Source organism: uncultured Sphingomonas sp., from assembly GCF_913776855.1.
In the GTDB taxonomy this organism is placed as follows: domain Bacteria; phylum Pseudomonadota; class Alphaproteobacteria; order Sphingomonadales; family Sphingomonadaceae; genus Sphingomonas.
The window spans coordinates 36,362-56,576 of sequence record NZ_CAJYQD010000004.1; the positions used below are offsets into that span (position 1 = coordinate 36,362).

The window sequence follows — 20,215 nt, forward strand, 5'->3', positions numbered from 1 at the left end:
GGGTCGGTCAGCCGGCCCGGTACGCCGTTCGTTCCGCAGGCCGATCGGCAAGCAGCCAGCGTTCGGCCTCGTCGGGTTCCGCAAAATAGCGGCTGTCGCGACCCTGCGCGGCGCGGCGGATCTGCATCGCCGACAGCGATCGCCCGACGACGAAGGCGATCCGGCGGGAAACGGTACGCGGATCGGCCAGCAGCTGGCCGAACGCGGCCACGCTCTGTGCCGCCTGAATGTCCATGGCGCGAATATCGACCAGCGTAAGATGCTCGTTCGGGCGCGTGCGCAGCGCGGCGAGTTCGCGGTCGCGGGCCGCGATGAAGCGCGCGATGTCGGCAGGCGCGAAAAAGCCGGCCATGGTGATCCGCATCAACCCATGGGGTATGTCGTTGACGATCGAAAAGGTCGCTTCCATGCGATCGGGCATATCCGAAAAATCTTGCCAGCCGGTTAGCTCGACCGGCCCCGCCGGACCGCCAGCCAGCCGAACGCGGCATAGATGGCCAGCGCCGGCCAGCCGCCATCGGTCGCGAACAGATAGGCGATCCCGACCAACGCCAACGCCGCCGCTGTCGGAAGGGCGAAGCGCAGCGGCAGTGCCGCCGCCAGCAACCCCACGCCGGCCAGCGTCGCGACGATTGCCTGCACCCCCAGCCACGCATAGGAGCCGGCGACCCCGAGCGAATCGAGGCCGGGCAGCTTGACCGTCGCATAGCCCCGCATCGCGTTGGGGAACGTATCGGCGGCAAGGTGCAGGCCGATGCCAATCGCGAGGCCCGCCATCACCGGCCGCCACGCCGTGGCGAACAGCGCAAGCGCCAGCGGCAGCAGCGAATGGGTCAGGCCGCTGCGATGGCCGATCGGCAGCAGCAGGTCGAGATCGGGCAGCGTCGTGCCGGCGATCCCTGCGCAGACCACTGCGACCGCCTGCACCCAAGGGCGGGGCGAGCGGTTCGCCAGCATGATCGCCGCGATCAACCACAACAGGCTTGCGAGCAACCCCACACGAATCCCCTTCCGCCCGGCGGGCCTGCCGCCTAACACGGGGCCATGTGGCAGCTCCTGCAATTCCCGCTATGTCCTTTTTCGCGAAAAGTCCGCCTGTTGCTGGCGGAAAAGAGCATCGGCTATCAGCCGGTGCGCGAATCGCCGTGGGCGCGGCGCGACGAATTCCTGCACATCAATCCCGCCGGGCAGACCCCGGTGATGATCGACGATGCGGCCGGCATCCGGCTGATCGATTCGATGGCGATCTGCGAATATATCGAGGAGACGGGCGACAAGCCGGCGATGCTGAACGGCAGCGCCGCCGACCGGGCGGAACAGCGGCGGCTGGTGACGTGGTTCGACACGCAATTCTACCGCGAGATCACGGGTCCGTTGCTGATGGAGCGGATGGAGAAGCGCATCGTCCACCGCCAGACGCCCGACACCCGCGTGCTGCGCGAGGCGATGAAGGCGGCGGTCGAGCATCTCGACTATATCGATTACCTGCTCGACCATCGGCAGTGGATCGGCGGCGCGACGATGAGCCTCGCCGACCTCGCGGCGGCGGCGCAGATTTCGATTGCCGACTATCTGGGCGGGATCGACTTCAAGACGCATGATCTGGCCAAGCGCTGGTATGTCGGCATGAAGAGCCGCCCGAGCTTCCGCCCGCTGCTGGCCGAGCGGATGGAAGGCGTGCCGCCGCCGGCGGATTACGAGAAGCTGGACGTTTAGGGGTCTTCCCTCCCCAAATCCCCCGTTGGGTTCGAGCAGCTTCGAGCTTGTCGAGAAGCGTCCGTCGAGAACGCCTGTCCAGCGGAACCCCGTTCTCGATACGATGAAACAGGTCGGATTGTCCGCCCGGACAATCCTGAACATGCCGGGGGCATGTTCACCTGGTTCATCTCGATAGGCTCGATCGCTACTCGAACCAAACGGGATTGAATGATTTCAATCATTTAGCGGAAACGCACGTTTCAAAGTTCACTAAGTTCACACTCGTGCGCGTTTTGCAGCGTGCGTGACCTTGCCCGTAGACGGACGCGAATGGATGGTGGGAAAGAGCGCCGGCCATCATGGCGACGCCGCCCCGTGTAGGAAAGTCCTACCCGCCCAGCGCCTTTTGCCGCCGCCGCTGGACCGACGATCCCAGCCCGATCGCCTCGCGATACTTGGCTACGGTTCGCCGGGCGATATCGAAGCCCTTGGCATTGAGCAGTTCGACCAGCGTGTCGTCGGACAGGATCTTCTTGGGATCCTCGTTCGCGATCAGCGTGCGGATCGCGTCCTTGACCGCCAGTGCCGACACCGCTTCGCCGCCATCGGCCGACTGGATCGCCGAGGTGAAGAAATATTTCAGCTCGAACAGCCCGCGCGGGCAGGAGAGATATTTGTTCGAGGTCACCCGGCTGACGGTGGATTCGTGCATCTCGATCGCTTCCGCCACCTTGGCCAGCGTCAGCGGGCGGAGATGGGCGACGCCCTGGCGGAAGAATGCCTCCTGCTGCTTCACGATCTCGGTCGCGACCTTCAGGATGGTGCGCTGGCGCTGGTCGAGTGCCTTGACCAGCCAGTTGGCGCTGGCGAGGCAGTCGGACAGCCATGCCTTGGACGATTTGTCGCCATTGGCGCTGAGTTCGGCGAAATAGCCGCGATTGACCAGCACGCGTGGCAGGGTCGCGCCGTTGATCTCGACCGCCCAGCCATCCTTGCGCGGTGCCACGAACAGGTCGGGCACGACCGACTGGGTGCGTTCCCCGCCGAAGCGGCAGCCGGGCTTGGGGTCGTAGTCGCGCAGCTCGCGGATCATGTCGGCCAGATCATCTTCATCGACCTGACAGATGCGGCGCAGTTGCGGCAACGCACCGCGGGCGAGCAGGTCGAGATTGTCGATCAGCCGCGCCATGCACGGATCGAAGCGGTCGACCTCCCTCGCCTGGATCGTCAGGCATTCGGCGAGGCTGCGCGCGCCGACGCCGCTGGGATCAAAGGTCTGGACGATCCCCAGCACCGCTTCGACGCGAGCGAGCGGCACGCCCAACCGATGCGCGATGTCGAGCAGCGATCCGGACAGATAGCCGCATTCGTCGATCTGATCGATGATCGCGCTGGCGATGAACAGGTCGGCGCCGGCGACGGCGGTCCCCGCCTGTTGCAGCAGATGGTCGGCGAGCGAGATGTCGTCGCTGGCGAAGGCGTCGAGGTCGGGCGCCTCGTCGAACCCGCCGCCGCCGGTCGCGGCGAGGCCCAAGCCGCCGTCGAGGGAGCCGACGCCATCCGAAGGGCTGTCGTGGTGGAAGGTGTCGCCCAGATCGAGGTCGAGCGATTCGCCGCTCGCCGCGCCGATGCCCAGCAATTCGTCCGATCCGGCGGGTTCGCCGGTCGACGCGACCGGTTCGGCGGCTTCGTAGGCGGGGCCGTCATCGTCGCTGCCGCCGCCGCCGGAATCGAGCAGCGGGTTCTTCTCGACCTCTTCGGCGATGAATCCCTCGATCTCGAGGTTCGACAGCGCAAGCAGGCGGATCGCCTGCTGCAGCTGCGGCGTCATCACCAGCGATTGCGACTGGCGCAGGTCGAGGCGAGGGGCGAGGCTCATGGCGGTTAGAGTTCGAACCCTTCGCCCAGATACAGCCGGCGGACATTGGCGTCGGCGACCAGTTCGGCGGGCGATCCGGCGAACAGCACGCGACCGTCATAGATGATGTAGGCGCGGTCGACGATTTCGAGGGTTTCGCGGACATTATGGTCGGTGATGAGGACGCCGATACCGCGCGACTTGAGCTGGATCACCAGATCGCGAATATCGGCGATCGAGATCGGGTCGATGCCGGCGAAGGGTTCGTCGAGCAGGATGATCGTCGGATTGGCCGCCAGCGCACGGGCGATTTCGGCGCGCCGCCGCTCGCCGCCCGACAATGCCATGGCGGAGGCGGCACGCAGGCGGGTAAGGCCGAATTCGTCGAGCAGCTGTTCCAGCCGCGCGGCCCGCGCCGCCTTGTCCGGTTCGGCCAGTTCGAGGACGGCGAGGATGTTCTTTTCGACCGACAGCCCGCGAAAGATCGAGGTTTCCTGCGGCAGATAGCCGAGGCCCAGGATTGCGCGGCGGTACATCGGCAGCGCGGTGATATCCTCGCCATCCAAAAGGATGCGGCCGGCGTCGGGTTTTACGAGGCCCATCGCGGAATAGAAGCTGGTCGTCTTGCCCGCGCCATTGGGGCCGAGCAGGCCGACGACCTCACCGCGGCCGACCGACATCGACACGTCGGATAGCACTACCCGCTTGTCGTACGACTTGGCGATCGACACGACCGACAGGCCACGGTCCGACGGAATTTCGGCAAAGGGCCGCGCTTCGGTGGCGGGGGTCAACAGGGTGGTGTCGGGCATCGGCAACGTCCTGATCGCTTGGGCGATGGGTATCGGGGCGTTGGCGCCGCGACTTTGGCAGGATTATTGCAGGGGATGGGCGGAAAAGGGAAGAGTCGATCGGTGGTTCGGGCAGGGAGTGCGGTAAAAACCGGGCCAGCTGCACGCAAAGTCCGATCCATGTTCTTTTGCCCAAGGCGTCATCCCAGCGGAGGCTGGGATCTCCTGGTCGTAGCGCGGGACAGGAGCCGGTTGAGGCCCCAGCCTTCGCTGGGGCGACGGTTCGGCTCAAGCGTTTCGATCGCTAAGCCTTAATTCCGCTTGGGCACCGAGAAGCGGCCGGTAACGCGCCCGCCGCTCTGCTGCACGCCGCCGCCCGGCGCCGGGGTGCTGCCGACGCCCGATCCGTCGATCGTCGCGCGCCCGGTGTCGAGGTCGATCGACAGCCGCCCGCCGTTCAGCGTGTTGGCCCCCTGCGTCAGCCGTACCCCGCCGATCATCGTCACGACGCGGCGGTTGATGTCGTACACGGCGAAGCGGGATTTCGCGGTCTGGTCCGGCCGGGTCAGCGTTACGCTGCCGGTCGCGTCGATCCGGGTCGCCTGTGGCGCGCCATCGGTGATCTGCCCGCTATAGGCGATGACCACGCGGTCGGCGGTCAGCGTCATGGTCGACTGGCGGAACACCGCGCCGCCGGTGAAGACCGCGCGCTGCTGCTTGTCCTGCAGTTCGATGGCGTTGGCGGATACGTCGATCGGCGCGTTCGAATCGTGCCGCGTCTGCGCCGGGGCCGAACCCGCGATCGAAAGGAGGCCGAAAGTGGCGATCAGGCCGGGGAGCGCGGAACGAATCATGGGCGACTATTTCGTGCGTGCGAGGTCGATGCGCAAGCGCGCATTGCCGGTCAGGCGCACGGTGCGCGCTTCGAGATCGGCATCGAGCCGGTCGCCGCTGAAATTCCCCATCGACGTGGTGCCGGTGACCGCGCTGCCGCTTTGCAGCTTGCGGGTCTTCAGGTCGACGGTCGCGTTGACGGTGTCGAGCGAGTAGCCATTGGCCGCGCGGAACTGGATCGGGCCCAGCACATCGACCTGTTCGGACCGCATGTCATAGCGTCCGCGCGGCGCGGTGAGGCGGGCGGGACCGTCGGGCAGGCGGATGCCGGCGGCCAGCTGCTGCAACTGCACCACCGGTTCGGCCGAACTCTTCTGTACTGCCGAGCCGGCGTCGAGGACGAAGGGCTGTCCCTTAGCATCCTGTCCGCGATATTCGGCGGCGCGCAGGCGCATCCGTTCCTGCGCGACATCGACCTTGTTCTTGTCGAGGACGAAGCTGGTATCGCCACGCATGAACAGCGGCGCCATGACCAGGAACGCGGCCAGCACGCCGATGGCGATCGGCAAGGCGACCATCAACAGCGCGATCAGCCGGTCATGCGCGCTGCCAGGCGCAGCGCGGCGCTGCCGACGCGTTCGTTCCTGGCGGGCGATGTCCGACATCGGGCTTCCTTACATGTGCGCGAAGATATCGGTTTCCGGCCAGCCGGCGATGTCCAGCCGTGCGCGGTGCGGCAGGAAGTCGAAACAGGCCTGTGCCAGCTCGGTACGCCCCTCGCGGTCGAGCCGCTTGGCCAGTTCGGTGCGCAGCGCGTGAAGGAAACGCACGTCCGACGCGGCATAGTCGCGCTGTGCCTCCGACAGGACCGGGCCGCCCCAGTCGGACGACTGCTGCTGCTTGGAAATATCCTGTCCGAGCAGTTCGCGGACCAGCTCCTTCAGGCCGTGGCGGTCGGTATAGGTGCGCACCAGCCGCGACGCGATCTTGGTGCAGAAGACCGGGGCGGCGACGACGCCCAGATAATATTCGATCGCCGCCAGGTCGAACCGGCCGAAATGATAGAGCTTTACGCGGGTCTGGTCGGCCAGCACCGCCTTCAGGTTCGGCGCGGCATAGGTGCTGCCGGGGTTGAAGCGGACGAGATGCTGGTCCTCGCCGCCGTCAGACAGCTGCACGACGCACAGCCGGTCGCGCGGGGTGATGAGGCCCATCGTCTCGGTATCGACGGCGATGTCGGCACCGGGCGCGAAGACGTCGGCGGGCAGGTCTTCTTCGTGGAAGTAAACGGTCATCGGATGCGCCTAGCGGTTGGAGCAGGGTTTGCAAACTCGCTCACGCGAGTTTTGCGGTGCCGGCAACGCCTCAACGAGAAGCCTCGCGTTCCATGGCTTCCCTCGCCAGGCGTTTCCGTGCCTTGGACCGGCGCGATACGATGTTGAGCGTCTCCACGCCGGCGGAAAAGGCCATGGCGGCATAGATATAGCCCTTGGGCACATGCACGCCGAAGCCGTCGGCGATCAGGACCGCGCCGATCATCAGCAGGAAGCCCAGCGCCAGCATGACCACGGTCGGGTTGGCGTTGATGAAGCGCGCCAGCGGGTCGGCGGCGACCAGCATGATCCCGACGGTCACGATGACGGCGGCCATCATGATCGGTACCTCGTCGGTCATGCCGACCGCGGTCAGGATCGAATCGATCGAGAACACCATGTCGAGCGCGACGATCTGCGCGATCGCCGCGCTGAAGCCGATCGCGGCCGCGCCCTTCTTGTCCAGCGTATCGCCGCTCGGTTCTTCGTCCATCGTGTGATGGATTTCCTTGGTCGCCTTCCACACCAGGAACAGCCCGCCCGCGATCAGGATCAGGTCGCGCCACGAAAAGGCGGTTTCGAAGGTCGGGCGACCATAGCCGTCGGCCGCGCCCTGAATGCCCAGGTCGAACACCGGCGTGGTGAGCGACACGATGAACGCGATCATCGACAGCAGCAGCAACCGCATGACCAGCGCCAGCCCGATCCCGATTCGCCGCGCGAGTTGCTGCTGGTGCGCGGGCAGCTTGTTCGAGAGAATCGAGATGAAGATCAGGTTGTCGATGCCGAGAACCACCTCCAGCACGACTAGCGTCAGGAACGCGGCCCACGCGGTGGGGTCGGTCAGAAGTGCGAAAATGGTATCCATGGGGCGAATCTGTGCCGGTTTCGCCACAATTGTACAAGGTTCGGGACGACGGGACGCATTGCTGCGGCGAAATTGGTTTGGGCCTGCGGTGTTTTAGGCTATGGCAGGGGAGTGGCACCCGGTTTGGCGGTGCCCGGACACCTGCGTTTTTCGCTCGACGCTTGGGTTTACGATGAAGTTGGGCGAACCGGGAAGACGAACAGGGCAATGAGTTTCGATCGAGGACGGCGCGGCGAGCGCGGTGGGCGCGGCAGGGACAAGCGCGACGGTTTTGGTGACGAAGGCGGCAGCTACGGCGGCGGTGGCTTCGGCGGCGGCTTCGGCGGCGATCGTGGCGGTTTCGGTGGCGGCGGCTTCGGCGGCGGTGATCGTGGCGGCTTCGGTGGCGGCTATGGCGGCGGCGACCGCGGCGGCTTCGGTGGCGGTGATCGCGGCGGCTTCGGCGGCGGTGGTGGCGGCGGCTTCCGTGGCGGCGGTGGTGGCTTCGGTGGCGGCGGCGGCGGTGGCCGCGGGATGCCCCCGCAGGTCGTCGGCGAGGCAACCGGCGTGGTCAAGTTCTTCAACGCGCAGAAGGGCTTCGGCTTCGTCGTGCGCGATGACGGCGGCGAAGACGTGTTCGTTCACATCTCGGCCGTCGAGCAGGCGGGCCTCAGTGCCCTTGCCGAAGGCCAGCCGATGGGCTTCACCCTCGTCGATCGTGGCGGCCGCATCTCGGCGACCGACCTCAAGATCGACGGCGAGCCGATGGAAGTCACCGGCGGCGGCGCTCCGCGCGAACCGCGGGAACCCCGCGGCGGCGGCTTCGGTGGCGGCCCGCAGCGGCAGCTGACCGGCGAGCGCGCGAGCGGCGTCGTGAAGTTCTTCAACGCGATGAAGGGCTTCGGCTTCATCCAGCGCGACGATGGCCAGCCGGACGCATTCGTCCACATCTCGGCCGTCGAGCGCGCGGGTCTGCCGACGCTCAACGAAGGTGACCGGCTCGAATTTGAGCTGGAAGTCGATCGTCGCGGCAAGCACGCAGCGGTGAACCTCAACAAGCTGTGAGGTTCTCGCTTCGGCGATGAAATCGGGGCCGGCTGTCCGTTGGGATAGCCGGCCCTTTTTCGTTTGGGACCGGTGCCGCGGCACACCCGCCGATCGGCCCTACTCAGCCATGGGAGACGGATGATGGAGCGGGCAACGCCAAACCTGCCGTCGCGCGATTTTACGGTGACGTCGGCTTTTTATGCCAAGCTGGGCTTCGTCGAGGGCTGGCGCGATTCGGGATGGATGATCCTGACGCGCGGCGACCTGCAGCTGGAGTTCTTCGCATGGCCGGACTTCGATCCGACGACCAGCGGCTATGGCAGCTGCCTGCGACTCGATGATGTCGATGCCTTTTATGCGATCGCGCAGGCCGCCGGGGTGCCCGAGCAGGCCACCGGTTTTCCCCGGCTGCAGCCGCCGGTGCCGCAGAACGGGTTGCGGATCGGGGCGCTGCTCGATCCCGATTGCTCGTTGTTGCGGTTGATCCAGAATCCTTGAGAGGTGCGGCTGGTACATTCGCCGGGCCGGGGTTCTCGACAAGCTCGCAGCTGCTCGAACCGAACGGAGCAACTCAGGTTTGCGGATAGCCGAGCCGGTGGGCAAGCCCGCCCCCGCACATGCCTGCAACGCAATATCCCGCGAGCATGAACAGGTCGCTGCGATCGATCGCGGACCAGGGTGCCTCCCCGGCGAGCTCCGGCAGTGCCATGACGATGCCGATGATCGCGCCGGCAACCAGACCGAACGCCAGCGCATCGGCCAGGCTGTGTCGCTGCCAACGCTGGGCGAGCCTCCACAGCGGCAGGCCGACTGCGAGGCACATCGGGATCGCGAGGAACGATCCGACGACGATGCACAGGACGAAGAAGGATAGAGGGGGCCAATGTGCGGGCAGGCCTATGTGCGGATTGGCCAGTATCGGTCCCAACTGCCATAGCACGACATTGACGGTTACGCCGACCACCGCGACGAGGCAGAGGATTGCCACCCGGTGGCCAAGTGATGGGGTCGGATCGATATCGCTGGTCATGCGACCTGTCCTTTTGCGATCCGCCGTGGATGTACCCGCCGCAGCCCCGCACGCGGCGGCAGGTGCGCCGGTTCGTTCAGCGCGCTGACCCAGCCGACCCGGCGCAGCGCCAGCAACAGCCACCAGCCCGGATCATGCTGGCCCGGCAAGATCCCCAGCCGCGCCGATTCGGGAAAGGCGTGGTGGTTGCCGTGCCATGCCTCGCCAAAGGTGAGGAGGGCGGCGGCGGGCAGGTCGTGGCCCTGCACGCCCGCGCCGTCGATCACCCAGCCCTGCGGACCGGTGCGATGGGTGATGTGGCCGACCAGCCAATGGCCGGTGACGCCGACCGCGACACGGACCGGTATGCCCCAGACCAGCCACGGCAGACCGCCGATCGACCAGAACAGCAATGCCCAGGGGAGTTGCTGCGCCATCCAGCTCGCCTCCAGCCAGTGCAGGAAGCGGTCGTCGCGCAGATAGGGTTCGGGCACGAAGCGCGGCGGATGGTCGAGGTCGAGCCGGCAATGCATCTGCCACCACGCATCCTTCGCCATCGGGGCGCGATGGGCGTGGAGCGGGTGGCATTCCGGCTGGCGCTGTGCCCAGTCGCGCATGTCGTGCAGCCGGACCATGCTGAGCGGCCCGGCCATTCCGACCAGCGTGCCCAAATAGACGAGCAGCCGTTCGAGCCAGCGCGGTGCGACGAAGCTGCGATGGATCAGCAACCGATGCAGCCCGACGGAGTGGCCGGCGCACAACGTGATGCCGCTGGTCACGAGGAACAACGCCACGCTGCCAAAGGTGACATGGAACGGCGCGAGGGTCAGCGCGGCCAGCGTCATGCCGCCGATCCACAGCGATCGCCCCGGCGCCCAGCGCACCTGCCCATGGACGGCGTTGCTGGTCGCGGTCGCCTTCATCCGCAGCGTCGAACGGTCATCCATGTCGCCCCCTTCGGTAATTAGGAAATAACCTAAATAACGAAGCATGTTTGTCAAGGCGGCACGCGGTGCCTATCTGTGGCGCCATGCAGCGCGTGTTCGAAGCATTGGCGTCGGTGCCCCGGCGCAAGATCCTTGCCTATCTGGCCCATGCGGAATTGAGCGCTGGCGAGATCGCGGCGCGGTTCGACATGTCCAAACCGTCGATTTCACAGCACCTCTCGATCCTCGAATCGGCGGGGCTGGTCAGCAGCGAGAAGCGCGGGCAGTTCGTCTATTACCGGCTGGTGCCCGACAATCTGACCAACACGCTGAACGGGTTCGTACTGGAAGTCTGCCCGGTGGGGCGGCCGCTCAAGCGCGAAAGTGCGGCGCGGCGCGATAGCGGGAACCCGGACGCAGGCTGAACGCGTTCCTTCCGGCAATCAGGATGGAGAAGATCGCCGATGGGAATGTTGCAGGACGGGGCATGGACCAACGATACCCCGGTTGCGCCGACCGATGCGTCGGGCACGTTCCAGCGCGCGGCAAGCGGGTTTCGCGACTGGCTGACCCGTGACGGATCGCCCGGTCCCGACGGGCGGGCGGGGGTTCCGGCGGCGGCGGATCGCTATCACCTCTATGTCAGCCTGGCGTGTCCCTGGGCGCATCGTACGCTGGTGGTGCGCGCGCTGAAGGGGCTGGAGGCGATGCTGCCGGTGACGGTCGTGGGACCGCTGATGGGCGCGCAGGGGTGGAGCTTTGCGCCGGCGTTCGGCGGGACGGGCGATCCGGTCAACGGCGTCGATCACCTGCACCAGCTCTATGCGATGGCCAGTCCGGGGATGACCGGAAAGGTTACGGTGCCCGTCCTGTGGGACAAACAGGACCGGCGGATCGTGAACAACGAATCGTCGGAGATCATCCGGATGCTGAACACTGCGTTTGACGATCTGGGCGCCAGAGCGGGCGATTATTACCCGTCCGCGCTGCGAAGCGAGATCGATGCGGTCAACGCGCGGGTCTATGATACGGTGAACAACGGCGTGTACCGTGCCGGCTTCGCGACGACGCAGGGCGCCTATGACGAAGCGGTCGTCGCGCTGTTCACATCGCTCGACTGGCTGGAGGATCGGCTGACCGGCGACTGGCTGGTCGGCGACCGGATGACCGAGGCGGATGTGCGGTTGTTCACGACATTGGTGCGGTTCGACCCGGTGTATCACGGGCATTTCAAGTGCAATGTCCGGCGGCTAGTCGACTATCCGCGGCTGCGCGCGTTGACCGAACGAATCGCCATGCTGCCCGGCGTCGCCGACACGATCGACCTCGACCAGATCAAGACGCACTATTATCGCAGCCACAAGGACATCAATCCGACCGGCATTGTGCCGGCCGGGCCGGCGGTGCCGTTCTGAACGGTTCAGCCGGTGGCAAGCATGGGGCGACGACAGGAATGCGCATGATCCGCTGGACACTGCCGCTGGGCCTCGCGCTCGCGACCGCCGCTGTCGCCCAGACCGGCGCGCCCCCCGCCGCCCATGTGCCGGTCCCGGTCGAGGCGATCGGCGCGCGAATCGTCGCGCGCTATCCGCATGACCGAACCGCGTTTACGCAGGGGCTGGTGTGGCAGGACGGCAGCCTGTTCGAAAGCACCGGCCAGCCGGGCGTGTCCGACGTGCGGCGGGTGCGGTTGAGCGATGGCAAGGTGCTGGCGCGCACGAAGCTGCCGGGGTTGCAGTTCGGCGAAGGACTGGCGGTCGATGGCCCGCAACTGGTCAGCATCACGTGGCAGGACGGGATCGCGCATCGCTGGGACCGCAAGACGTTGAAAGCAGTCGGTCGCGCGCGCTATGCGGGCGAGGGCTGGGGGCTGGCGAGCGACGGCACATCGCTGATTCTGTCGGACGGTACGCCGACGCTGCGCTTCATGGACCCGAAGACGTTCCGGGAGCAGCGGCGGGTGACGATCACCGCCAACGGCCGGCCGGTGCATAACCTCAACGAGCTGGAGATGATCGACGGCAAGCTGTGGGGCAATATCTGGCACCGCGACTATATCGTGCGGATCGACCCGGCGACCGGCGAGGTCGATGCGCTGGTCGACCTGGCGCCGCTGCGTGCCGAGCTGGGGCCGCTGCTCGACCCGGAGGCGGTGCTGAACGGGATTGCGTGGGATGCGGCGGGCAAGCGGCTGTTCGTGACGGGGAAATGGTGGCCGACGCTGTTCGAGATTGCGTTGGAGCCGGTGAAGTAGTTCCGCTCTACCGTCACCCCAGCGCAGGCTGGGGTATCCGGCGGCTCCTGTCCCGTCCTATCACCGGGAGACCCCAGCCTGCGCTGGGGTGACGTTATCGGCGGTCGAATCGGGACTGGGTGCCGCTAACTCACCCATTTCAGCAATGTCGCGACATGGTCTGCCTCTGCCGCCGGCTTGTCGGTGCGGATACGGCTGATGCGGGGGAAGCGCATCGCGACGCCCGATTTGTGGCGTTTCGACGCGTGGATCGAATCGAACGCGACCTCCAGCACCAGGGTCTTCTCCACCTCGCGCACCGGGCCGAAGCGGTTGACGGTATGCTGGCGCACGAAGCGGTCGAGGTCCTTCAGCTCGGCATCGGTGAAGCCCGAATAGGCCTTGCCCACCGGCAACAGTTCGCCGCCCTGCGCCGGGTCGGCGGTCCAGCAGCCGAAGGTATAGTCGGAATAGAAGGACGAGCGTTTGCCCGACCCGCGCTGGGCATACATCATCACGCAATCGGCAACGAGCGGATCGCGCTTCCATTTATACCACAGCCCGACCCGGCGCCCGGTGACATAGGGCGAGTCGCGGCGTTTCAGCATGACCCCCTCGATCGCCGAATCGCGCGCGCGACTGCGAATATCGGCGAGGTCGGCGAAGGTCACGGCATCGATCAGGCGGGAAAGGTCGAACGTGGCTGCATCGAGCCGGGGAACGAACGCTTCCAGCCGGGCACGGCGTTCGTGCCACGGGCGCTCGCGCAGGTCCTCAGGCCCGTCGAACAGGATGTCGTAGAGGCGGACGAAGGCGGGATAGTCGGCCAGCATCGCCTTCGATACGATCTTGCGCCCCAGTCGCTGTTGCAGCGCGTTGAAGCTGGCGGCGCCGGTGTCGTCGGCATGGAGCGCGTCGCCCTGCCCCTGGCCCCGCACCAGCAATTCGCCATCGAGGACGCCGGGGGTGCGAAAGGCGGCGGCGACTTCGGGAAAGGCGGCGGTGATGTCGTCGCCCGCGCGGCTGTAGAGCCGGGTTTCGCCGCCGACATGGACCAGCTGCACCCGGATGCCGTCCCATTTCCATTCGGCGGCATAGTCGGCGAGGTCGACCACGCCGTCGTCGAGCGGATGGGCGAGCATGAACGGGCGGAACACCGGCAGGTCGGCGGCGTGCGGCTGTTCGGCGCGCCCCTCCGCCCAATCGAACAGTTCGGCATAGGGCGGGGCAAGGCCGTGCCACACCTCCTCCACCGCATCGACGTCGAGGCCGAACGCCTGCGCCAGCGCGGTCTTGGCCAGGCGGGCGGACACGCCGACGCGCAGGCCCCCGGTCGCGAGCTTCAACAGAGCGAAGCGTTCGTCCGATTCGAGCCGGTCGAGCATGTCGGCGAGCGCGCGGGGCGCATCGGAGCGCGACAGGCCGGCGAGGCGGGTGACGACGGTGTCGAGCGTGAGCGGATCGCTGTCGGCAACGCTGCCCGGCGGCGGTTCGGGCCACAGCAGCGCGACGGTTTCCGCCGTATCGCCGACGAAATCACGGCTCATCGCAAACAGCACCGAATCGGTGCGTTCGGTGATGAGCGCGCGGATGGTGGCGGACTTGACCGCCGGAATGTCGAGATCGCCGGTAAGGGCGGCGATCGCCCAACCTCGGTCAGGGTCGGGCGTGTCGCGCAGATAGGCGCCGATCAGTGCCAGCTTGGCGTTGCGCGACCGGGTGTAGATCAACCGGTCGAGCAGATCGGCAAAGGCGCGCATCGCTGGGAGCTTAGTCGATGGCGTTCTTCACGCCCTTGCCGGCGAGCAGGCCGAGGACCAGCAGGACGGCAAAGATCGCGATGGCGACGAAGAACAGGATTTTCGCGATGCCGACAAACGCGCCGCCAATGCCGCCAAAGCCCAGCGCGCCCAGCACCAGACCCAGTACCAGAAAGATGACGGCCCATTTCAACATTGCGGTGTTCCCGTTCCGATGGGGCAGGATCGCCCCGTTGCCCCAGTAGCGCGTGGGGGACGGTCGGGGTTCCCGTCGCACCGAAAAGCCCGCCGATGCGCATGGCACCGGCGGGCTTTCATTACGCCGAGCGGAAGTGATCAGCCCTTGCGCGCGGTTTCGAACAGGAACCAGGCGCGTTCCTCGGCTTCGTCGATCCAGTCGTCGGCAAGGCTGCTGGTGGCGGTGTCGCCCGCTTCCTCGGCAGCTTCGCGGGCTTCGCGCAGGCGTTCGACCAGCTTGAGATTATCGTCGCGCAACTCGGCGAGCATGTCGTCGGGCTTCACGAAGTCCTTGTCATTGTCCTTGATCGCGGTGCGCCGCGCAATGTCGCCGATCGAGCGCAGCGAGGTATTGCCGGTCTTGCGCACGCGTTCGGCGATCACGTCGGTTACCGCCAGGATCTGCGCCGCCTGATCGTCGAGCATCAGGTGATAGTCGCGGAAATGCGGGCCGGAGACGTGCCAGTGGAAGTTCTTCGTCTTCAGATACAGGGTGAAGCAGTCGGCGAGCGCGGCGTTCAGGCCGTCGGCGACGCTGGCGACCTTGTTGTTCGGCAGGTCGGTAGGGGTGTCGAGCGCGGGGTTGGTCACGGGAAAATCTCCGGCTGGATATGATTCGGTTCAGCAACGATCGCGCTGCCGAATCTTTCCCATCCGATCTGTCCGAAATTTCTGGATAGGTTGATCGACCGGCTGGATCACAGCAGCCGCAGCGCGCCGAGGCCGACGACCGCGCCGCCGAGCAGCAACAGTCCCGCCGTCACCGGACGGAGCAGGCGGAACGGCAGCGATTGCCAGCCGCGCTCGCCCAGCGTCGCGGCGGCGGCGGACAGGGCGATCATGGCCAGGGTCGCGCCGATGGTGCCGGCCACCGGATCGGGCGTGCGCGCGACCAGCGCGAAGACGAGGAACTGCCCGCGATCGCCAAGCGCGAGGATGCCGAGGCCGAGGAACCCGGTCAGCCAGCCGGGCAGCCGCCAATGGTCCAGCCGGTCCTTGATCCGCGCGGCGAACAGCGCCGAGCCGCCGGCCGACAGCAGCGCGAGCGCGAGCAGCAGGCTGCGCGCATTGGGCGTGAGATAGGGCGCCACCAGCGTGCCACCGGTCGCGGCCAAGGCAAATCCGGTCGCCTGCCCGACGATGCCGCCAAGGGTCGCGGAAGATCCGTGCCGGTCGGCGAGGATCGCGCTCAACAGCGCAGGGCGATCGCCGACCCCCGCCAGCAGGACCGCGACGAGCGCGGGGAGTAGCGGGTCCATCGCGTCAGGCGGGCTCAGCCGGCGAGGCGGACCGAGCAGGCGGCGGCATAGGCCTGTGCCGTGGCGACATCGCTCCGCCCGCACCGCACCGCATCGCGCGCCAGCGCGGTCCATTCTTGGAGCGAGGTACGCTCACCCCGCGCGATGGCGGCATCGACCAGCGCCAGGACCGACAGCGCGGGCAGGCTGGATTCGGCGGTGGCGATGGCGCGAATCGCCTCGATCTCGGCAAAGGGCTGGGCCATGCCGCCCTTCGTCATCGCCCGCTCCGCATCGATATGCACCGACTCGATCCGCATTGCCGCCTCTCCAACCGTTTGATTCGCAACCTGCACCGCAGAGGTTACGGTCCGGTGAAGGCGTCCGGCCTTGACTCAGGGGCCGGATTGCCCCATGCGCCCCCAACTTGCAGCAGCCCGCGTCGTGGCGGGTCGCTTTCCATTGTCATTTGCGGGCGTCATGCCCAAGGGAATTTTGGGTCATGGCAAAGCCGACCACCGTCAAGATCAAGCTCGTCAGCTCGGCCGATACCGGCTTCTTCTATGTCACCAAGAAGAACCCGCGCAACCAGACCGAGAAGCTGACCTTCCGTAAGTATGACCCGGTCGTGCGCAAGCATGTCGAGTTCAAGGAAGCGAAGATCAAGTAAGCGCTTGCCGGCCCGATTACGGGCCGGTCGTTTACCGCGAAAACCCGCCGGGGGCCGACAAGGCGCCCGGCGGGTTTTCGCGTTTGGGGGCACGGCGCGCTGTTGCCGCCATTGTCATTCCCTTGAAAGCGGGAATCCATAGCCGCTATCGTTTCGGCAGGAGCATCGGCGCCAGCGGATATGGACTTCCGCCTTCGCGAAAGTGACGAGAAGGGTGGGTCGCACCCAAAGCCACGATGTCGCCTACCCCCGCGAATCCCGCCCCGGATCGCGATCGGCATTGAACGCATCGACGGCGGCGTCATGGCCCGATCCGTTGCTCAGGAACACCAGCGCCATCAGCGCGCCGCCCAGCATCACCGATCCGCCGACTCCGCCGATGGTCGCGGCGGCGACGATCCAGTTCATCGACCCGACCCACCACCAGATACCCCCCAGCGCGACCAGCGCGGCCACGGTCGACACGCCGGCCATGATCTTCAGCAGCCAGCGAAACCGGCCCCACGCGAAGGCGGCATAGTCGGGATCGTCCAGATCGTTCGCCATGGCTTTTCAATGGGGCCGAAGCGTGGAATTCTCAAGGTCGTGGACGCGATGCGGGAGCGAACCGCCGCGCCGGGAAAAGGGAGAGGGCGATGACGATCGCAGCGATTTCGGGCGGACGCGATGTGGTGTCGGTGGGCGCCGACATGCCGGTGCGGGACGTGGTGGCACTGCTGACGCAGCACCGGATCGGTGCGGTACCGGTGCTGGTCGCGGGCAAGGTCGCCGGCATCTTTTCCGAACGCGACGTGGTCCATGCCCTGGTCGAGGTCGGCGCGGACGCGCTGGATATGGCGGTCGGTGAGCGGATGAGCAGCCCGGTGGTCACCGTGCCGCCAACGGCGTCGATCCTGGGCGCGCTGTCGCTGATGACGCAGCGGCGCATTCGCCACCTGCCGGTCGTGGAGGGCGACACGCTGGTCGGGTTCGTGTCGATCGGCGATCTGGTCAAGCACCGCATCGACGGGATCGAGGCGGAGGCGAATGCGATGCGCGCCTATATCCGGCAGGCATGAGCGGGCGTTGACCGGCGGTTAAGGCGGCCACGATAAAGCGGCATCATGGCTACACCGTCGATCGCCGAACATCTCAACTGGCACGTCAAGCAGCGGCTGCATCGCCGGCTGGCGCGGCGCGTGCTGGACACCCCGCCGATCCCGCGCAGCGATGACGGGGTCATCCTGTTCTCGATGATCGGGTCGGCAGTGCTGCTGCCCTATCTGGTCACGGTGAAATCCCTCCGGCAACAGCTGGGGCGCGGACGGGCGGTGATCCTCGACGACGGCACGCTGACCGCCGACGACCGCGCGGTGCTGGCGCATCACCTGAACGATCCGACCATATTGCATATCGATGATGTCGATACCGGGCCGTGTCCGCGCGGTGGAACATGGGAGCGGTTGCTGACCATCCTCGACCTGCGCGCGGATTCCTACGTGATCCAGGCCGATTCGGACACGGTGACGCTGGGCGACCTGCACGAGGTGCGCGCGGCGATCGATGCCGGCCGCGACTTCACGCTGCGCGGTGAGGCGGGGGCCGAACTGCGCAGCGTCGCCGACATGGCGTGCGACGCGGCCGATATCGATCCCCGCAGCCCCGCCCTGCATGTGCAGGACGCGGCGGAGGCGGCGATCGGGTCGGTCGCGCTGCCGGGCCATGGATCGCTGCGCTATGTGCGGGGCTGTGCGGGCTTTGCCGGCTTCGCGCCGGGCGGCCATGGGCGGGCACTGGCCGAGGCATTGTCGCTGGCGATGGACGCGGCGATCGGGCGGGACAGCTGGTCGCGCTGGGGCAGCGAGCAGGTGACGTCGAACTTCGTCGTCGCCAACGGCCATGATCCGCTGCTGCTGCCCTATGACCGCTACTGGAATTTCTGGAACGCAGCGTTGTTCGGACGGGCGCGGTTTCCGGGCGACCCGGCATTCGTCCACTTCATCGGCACCTATCGCTTCCATGGCGACGCCTATCTGGCGGCGACCCGCGGCGCGATCGACCGGCTGGGCTAGGACCGGCGCAGCATCGCCCAGGCGTCCAGCACCGCGCTGCGGGCAAAGACCCACAGGCTCCCGGCATAGACCGCGCCGCCGACCACGACCGACATCCCCAGCATCGGCACCGGCGACAGTGGCCCGGTGAGGTGGGCGGCGAGCGTTACCGCGCCTGCCATCGCCGCGCCCGCGCCGAACGCCGGCGCCACCGCGCGCGCGAAGTCGCCCGCCGACAGCCCGATCACCGGCAGCGCCCGCGCCGCGACGATCCCCAGCAACAGCGGGTGCGCGACGATCCACGCGCCCGCTACGCCCTCGATCCCGAACCGTGCCCCGATCAGGAACGCGATCGGCAGCACCACCGCCCCGATCGCGGTGGTACCCGCCGTGGTGCCGGGCCTGCCCAGCGCATCGACGGCAGGGGGAAAGAGCGCCTGCAAGGTCATGAACGGCATGGCGAGGCCAAGCAGCGCGACCAGCGGCGCGGCATCCGACCATTTCGGGCCGAGCGCGATCGCCACTGCCGGCCCGGCGGTGACCGCCAGCCCGATGAAGAACGGCACCGCGATCAGCATCAGCACCCGGACCGAGCGCACGAATCCCTGCGCCACCGCCGCCGGATCGTCGCGCATCCGGGCATAGGCGGAAAAGGCGACCTCGTTGATCGGTGGCACGACCTTGTTGGTGAAGATCTGGGTCAGGAACAGCGCGGTGGTGTAGATGCCGACCGCGTGGGCATCGAACGAACGCCCGGCGACGAGAATGTCGGCTTGGCTCTGGGCAAAGCTCAACAGGCTGGCGCCCGCCACGACCCCGCCGTAGCGCGCAAGATGGCCTGCGCCGCGAAAGTCGAAGCTTGGCCACATCCACGCCCGCGCCGCGATCATCAGCCCGATCGCGCGGGTGGTGAACAGCGTCGCGGGGGCCAGCACCAGCGTCCATACGCCAAGGCCGGCATAGGCGCCGCCGATCGCCGCCAGCGCACCGGCCAGCGACGACAGCAGGTTGACCTGTGCCTGCCGGTGAAAATCCATCCGCCGCGCGAGCAACGCATAGGCAAAGGAACTGAACGGCGTGGCAAGGTAGAGCAGCGCCTGCACCCGCAACAGGTCGGCGACGAACGGCTCATGGTAATAGGCGGCGGCCAGGGGGGCGAACAGGAACTGCAGCCCGCCCAGCACGATGTTGAGCAGCAGCAACATGCCGAATACCTGCCGCTGTTCACGCGCGGATACCTCACCATGCTGGATCAGCGCATTGGCGAGGCCATGGCCGTTCAGCATGTTGAGTAGCAGCAGGACGACCCCGGTCATCGCAACCAGGCCATAATCGCCTGGCGTCAGCAGCCGGATGACCAGAAAGGTCGACGCCCATGACACGATCTGCCCCACGATCTGGCTTCCCGAGCGCCAGATGACGGCACGGCGCACCTGTTTGCGCAGCGAGTCGGACGGGGGAAGCGTTGATTCGGCAGGACTATCCATCGGACCACCTTGTAACCGCAGGAATTGAGAGGCCGTAAACCCGCGGATTTCCGCCAATCTGAAACTTTCTCGAAACAAAATTGCAAAAAGCCGTTGACGGTTCGGGCGACCCCCCGTAGAGGGCTGTTCACCGGACGGGGCGAGTTACTCGCTTCTGCTGAGACACTGAAAAGGCGAAGCAGGCGCCCTTCCTAAAGAGGGGTAGCGGAGCGACGCCGGTTTCTTTGTCTGTTCTTT

The 20,215-nt window shown here is 66.7% G+C and carries 26 protein-coding genes; 9 read left to right on the plus strand and 17 right to left on the minus strand.

What is annotated here, in order from left to right:
* Positions 1–7 precede the first annotated feature (7 nt).
* Positions 8–421, minus strand: a complete 414-nt coding sequence (locus QZ755_RS01095) for a hypothetical protein (protein ID WP_294318673.1) — start codon at positions 419–421, stop codon at positions 8–10.
* Between the two features lie 23 nt (positions 422–444).
* A complete protein-coding gene (locus tag QZ755_RS01100) occupies positions 445–999 on the minus strand; it encodes a hypothetical protein (RefSeq protein WP_294318676.1) in 555 nt (184 codons plus the stop codon).
* Between the two features lie 45 nt (positions 1,000–1,044).
* Here QZ755_RS01100 and QZ755_RS01105 point away from each other — a divergent pair, with 45 nt between their 5' ends.
* The gene (locus QZ755_RS01105; protein ID WP_055784663.1) at positions 1,045–1,716 is read left to right on the plus strand and encodes a glutathione S-transferase family protein; all 672 of its coding nucleotides are present in this window, start codon (positions 1,045–1,047) and stop codon (positions 1,714–1,716) included.
* A 370-nt stretch (positions 1,717–2,086) separates the two neighbouring features.
* Here QZ755_RS01105 and rpoN read toward each other — a convergent pair whose 3' ends face one another.
* From rpoN to QZ755_RS01135, 6 genes are all read right to left on the minus strand, one after another.
* Positions 2,087–3,577, minus strand: coding sequence for an RNA polymerase factor sigma-54 (gene rpoN, locus QZ755_RS01110; protein ID WP_294318688.1), 1,491 nt, complete (start codon positions 3,575–3,577; stop codon positions 2,087–2,089).
* A gap of 5 nt (positions 3,578–3,582) precedes the next feature.
* The gene (lptB, locus tag QZ755_RS01115; protein WP_294318691.1) at positions 3,583–4,368 is read right to left on the minus strand and encodes an LPS export ABC transporter ATP-binding protein; all 786 of its coding nucleotides are present in this window, start codon (positions 4,366–4,368) and stop codon (positions 3,583–3,585) included.
* Positions 4,369–4,658: 290 nt separating this feature from the next.
* A complete protein-coding gene (locus QZ755_RS01120) occupies positions 4,659–5,201 on the minus strand; it encodes an LptA/OstA family protein (RefSeq protein WP_294318695.1) in 543 nt (180 codons plus the stop codon).
* 6 nt (positions 5,202–5,207) lie between these two features.
* Positions 5,208–5,846, minus strand: coding sequence for an LPS export ABC transporter periplasmic protein LptC (lptC, locus tag QZ755_RS01125; RefSeq protein WP_294318698.1), 639 nt, complete (start codon positions 5,844–5,846; stop codon positions 5,208–5,210).
* A 9-nt stretch (positions 5,847–5,855) separates the two neighbouring features.
* Entirely contained in the window at positions 5,856–6,476 is a 621-nt protein-coding gene (locus tag QZ755_RS01130) for a ribonuclease D (protein WP_294318702.1), read from the minus strand.
* A 70-nt stretch (positions 6,477–6,546) separates the two neighbouring features.
* Positions 6,547–7,362, minus strand: a complete 816-nt coding sequence (locus QZ755_RS01135) for a TerC family protein (RefSeq protein WP_294318703.1) — start codon at positions 7,360–7,362, stop codon at positions 6,547–6,549.
* Between the two features lie 207 nt (positions 7,363–7,569).
* Between QZ755_RS01135 and QZ755_RS01140 the strand changes: the two genes are divergently transcribed.
* Together QZ755_RS01140 and QZ755_RS01145 are read left to right on the plus strand one after the other, a co-directional pair.
* Positions 7,570–8,406, plus strand: coding sequence for a cold-shock protein (locus QZ755_RS01140; protein ID WP_294318756.1), 837 nt, complete (start codon positions 7,570–7,572; stop codon positions 8,404–8,406).
* 120 nt (positions 8,407–8,526) lie between these two features.
* On the plus strand, positions 8,527–8,886 hold the full coding sequence (locus QZ755_RS01145) for a bleomycin resistance protein (RefSeq protein WP_294318706.1): 360 nt from the start codon (positions 8,527–8,529) through the stop codon (positions 8,884–8,886).
* A gap of 73 nt (positions 8,887–8,959) precedes the next feature.
* Here the strand turns inward: QZ755_RS01145 and QZ755_RS01150 are convergent, their stop codons facing one another.
* Complete coding sequence (locus QZ755_RS01150) at positions 8,960–9,418, minus strand: hypothetical protein (RefSeq protein WP_294318708.1); 459 nt, start codon at positions 9,416–9,418, stop codon at positions 8,960–8,962.
* On the minus strand, positions 9,415–10,344 hold the full coding sequence (locus tag QZ755_RS01155) for an acyl-CoA desaturase (protein WP_294318710.1): 930 nt from the start codon (positions 10,342–10,344) through the stop codon (positions 9,415–9,417). Before QZ755_RS01155 ends, QZ755_RS01150 begins: the two co-directional genes overlap by 4 nt.
* Positions 10,345–10,427: 83 nt before the next feature.
* On the opposite strand from QZ755_RS01155, the gene QZ755_RS01160 reads away from it, so the two are divergent.
* From QZ755_RS01160 to QZ755_RS01170, 3 genes are read left to right on the plus strand one after another with little or no spacing between them, the layout of a single operon-like run.
* Positions 10,428–10,748, plus strand: coding sequence for a metalloregulator ArsR/SmtB family transcription factor (locus tag QZ755_RS01160; protein ID WP_294318713.1), 321 nt, complete (start codon positions 10,428–10,430; stop codon positions 10,746–10,748).
* 39 nt (positions 10,749–10,787) lie between these two features.
* Positions 10,788–11,738, plus strand: a complete 951-nt coding sequence (locus QZ755_RS01165) for a glutathione S-transferase family protein (protein ID WP_294318717.1) — start codon at positions 10,788–10,790, stop codon at positions 11,736–11,738.
* Between the two features lie 44 nt (positions 11,739–11,782).
* A complete protein-coding gene (locus tag QZ755_RS01170) occupies positions 11,783–12,577 on the plus strand; it encodes a glutaminyl-peptide cyclotransferase (RefSeq protein WP_294318721.1) in 795 nt (264 codons plus the stop codon).
* Positions 12,578–12,702: 125 nt separating this feature from the next.
* On the opposite strand, the gene QZ755_RS01175 is transcribed toward QZ755_RS01170, so the two are convergent.
* The 5 genes from QZ755_RS01175 to QZ755_RS01195 form a co-directional block, all read right to left on the minus strand.
* Positions 12,703–14,316, minus strand: a complete 1,614-nt coding sequence (locus tag QZ755_RS01175) for a cisplatin damage response ATP-dependent DNA ligase (protein WP_294318723.1) — start codon at positions 14,314–14,316, stop codon at positions 12,703–12,705.
* Between the two features lie 10 nt (positions 14,317–14,326).
* Complete coding sequence (locus QZ755_RS01180; RefSeq protein WP_242415128.1) at positions 14,327–14,512, minus strand: DUF1328 family protein; 186 nt, start codon at positions 14,510–14,512, stop codon at positions 14,327–14,329.
* 140 nt (positions 14,513–14,652) lie between these two features.
* Positions 14,653–15,144, minus strand: coding sequence for a DNA starvation/stationary phase protection protein (locus QZ755_RS01185; RefSeq protein WP_294318730.1), 492 nt, complete (start codon positions 15,142–15,144; stop codon positions 14,653–14,655).
* A 107-nt stretch (positions 15,145–15,251) separates the two neighbouring features.
* On the minus strand, positions 15,252–15,812 hold the full coding sequence (locus tag QZ755_RS01190) for a TMEM165/GDT1 family protein (RefSeq protein WP_294318732.1): 561 nt from the start codon (positions 15,810–15,812) through the stop codon (positions 15,252–15,254).
* 14 nt (positions 15,813–15,826) lie between these two features.
* Positions 15,827–16,111: a hypothetical protein gene (locus QZ755_RS01195; protein ID WP_294318736.1), complete on the minus strand. Its 285-nt coding sequence runs from the start codon at positions 16,109–16,111 to the stop codon at positions 15,827–15,829.
* A 182-nt stretch (positions 16,112–16,293) separates the two neighbouring features.
* Here QZ755_RS01195 and rpmG point away from each other — a divergent pair, with 182 nt between their 5' ends.
* Positions 16,294–16,461: a 50S ribosomal protein L33 gene (rpmG, locus tag QZ755_RS01200; protein ID WP_055757016.1), complete on the plus strand. Its 168-nt coding sequence runs from the start codon at positions 16,294–16,296 to the stop codon at positions 16,459–16,461.
* Positions 16,462–16,704: 243 nt separating this feature from the next.
* Here rpmG and QZ755_RS01205 read toward each other — a convergent pair whose 3' ends face one another.
* The gene (locus QZ755_RS01205; protein WP_294318737.1) at positions 16,705–17,007 is read right to left on the minus strand and encodes a hypothetical protein; all 303 of its coding nucleotides are present in this window, start codon (positions 17,005–17,007) and stop codon (positions 16,705–16,707) included.
* Positions 17,008–17,096: 89 nt separating this feature from the next.
* Here QZ755_RS01205 and QZ755_RS01210 point away from each other — a divergent pair, with 89 nt between their 5' ends.
* Together QZ755_RS01210 and QZ755_RS01215 are read left to right on the plus strand one after the other, a co-directional pair.
* A complete protein-coding gene (locus QZ755_RS01210; protein ID WP_294318740.1) occupies positions 17,097–17,519 on the plus strand; it encodes a CBS domain-containing protein in 423 nt (140 codons plus the stop codon).
* A gap of 45 nt (positions 17,520–17,564) precedes the next feature.
* The gene (locus tag QZ755_RS01215) at positions 17,565–18,512 is read left to right on the plus strand and encodes a hypothetical protein (protein WP_294318742.1); all 948 of its coding nucleotides are present in this window, start codon (positions 17,565–17,567) and stop codon (positions 18,510–18,512) included.
* On the opposite strand, the gene QZ755_RS01220 is transcribed toward QZ755_RS01215, so the two are convergent.
* A complete protein-coding gene (locus tag QZ755_RS01220; RefSeq protein ID WP_294318749.1) occupies positions 18,509–19,978 on the minus strand; it encodes a lipopolysaccharide biosynthesis protein in 1,470 nt (489 codons plus the stop codon). The genes QZ755_RS01215 and QZ755_RS01220 overlap by 4 nt on opposite strands.
* Positions 19,979–20,215 lie beyond the last annotated feature (237 nt).